General features: G+C 76.6%; 1 protein-coding gene and 1 pseudogene. Both read left to right on the top strand.

From position 1 onward, the window contains the following. Positions 1 to 310 (top strand): annotated as a pseudogene (locus AOK11_RS38330) (SCO3242 family prenyltransferase); the annotation flags it as partial. Next, positions 307 to 1263 (top strand): sugar phosphate isomerase/epimerase family protein (locus AOK11_RS38325; RefSeq protein ID WP_055598208.1); only part of this gene is annotated, 957 nt, incomplete at its 3' end. The pseudogene AOK11_RS38330 and the gene AOK11_RS38325, both read left to right, overlap by 4 nt.

The raw sequence follows: 1263 nt of genomic DNA, 5'->3' as shown, positions 1-1263 counted from the left end.
AGCCGCCCCCGGCCTGCCGGGCTCCGGCCCGGCCGAGTACCCGCCCCGGGTCACCGGCGCCCTCGCCGCCGCCCTGGGCGCCGCCTACGCCGCCACGGCCGCCCGGCCCTACTTCCACGCCGCACTCAACCCCTCGCCCCCGCTCACCCAGCGCGCCGTCGGCGGTGGTATCCGGGCCACGATCCCGCTCCAGGCCGCGCTCGCCGCCCGCTCCGGCTCGGCGGTCACCTCCCTGCTCGTCGCGGCCCTGGCCCCGGCCGGCCGGATGTTCGCGAGGAGGTCCGGCATGAGGAAGGTGAGCATCACATGAGCCGGGACCCGGACGGCGTCCCTCCGTCGCCCCTCCGCTTCGGCTACGGCACCAACGGCCTCGCCGACCTCCGTCTCGACGACGCCCTCGCCCTGCTCGCCGACCTCGGCTACGACGGTGTGGGGCTGACCCTCGACCACATGCATCTCGACCCGCTCGCCCCGGACCTCGCGGCGCGCACCCGCCGGGTCGCGCACCGGCTGGACGCGCTCGGGCTCGGCGTCACCGTGGAGACCGGCGCCCGCTATGTGCTCGACCCCCGCCGCAAGCACGGCCCGTCGCTGCTGGACCCCGACCCGGACGACCGCGCCCGCCGCGTCGACCTCCTCCTCCGGGCGGTCCGCGTCGCCGCCGACCTCGGCGCGCACGCCGTGCACTGTTTCAGCGGCATCGTCCCCGACGGCACGGACGAGGACACCGCCTGGAAGCGCCTCGCCGAGACCTTCACCCCCGTCCTGGACGCCGCCGCCACCGCGGGCGTGCCCCTCGCCGTCGAACCGGAACCCGGTCATCTCCTCGCCACCCTCGCCGACTTCCACCGGCTGCGCCGCACCCTCGGGGACCCCGGACTCCTCGGCCTCACCCTGGACATCGGCCACTGCCAGTGCCTCGAACCCCTCCCTCCCGCGGACTGCGTACGGGACGCCGCGCCCTGGCTGCGCCACGTCCAGATCGAGGACATGCGCCGCGGTGTCCACGAGCACCTGCCCCTCGGGGACGGCGAGATCGACTTCCCGCCCGTCCTCGCGGCCCTCGCCGCCACCGGCTACCAGGGACTGACCGTCGTCGAACTGCCCCGCCACTCCCATGCGGGCCCCCACTTCGCCGCCCATTCCCTTCCGCTCCTGCACGCCGCGGCCCGCACCGCGGCGACCGTTACCGGCGCCGGCACGACTTCCGTCCCCGCGCCCCCGCCCGGCGATCCCTCCGCCACCCCCGAAGGGAGCAGCACC

It is taken from the genome of Streptomyces hirsutus, assembly GCF_001418415.1.
GTDB classification, from domain to species: Bacteria; Actinomycetota; Actinomycetes; order Streptomycetales; family Streptomycetaceae; genus Streptomyces; species Streptomyces hirsutus.
This window is presented reverse-complemented; position numbering and strand designations above follow the sequence as displayed.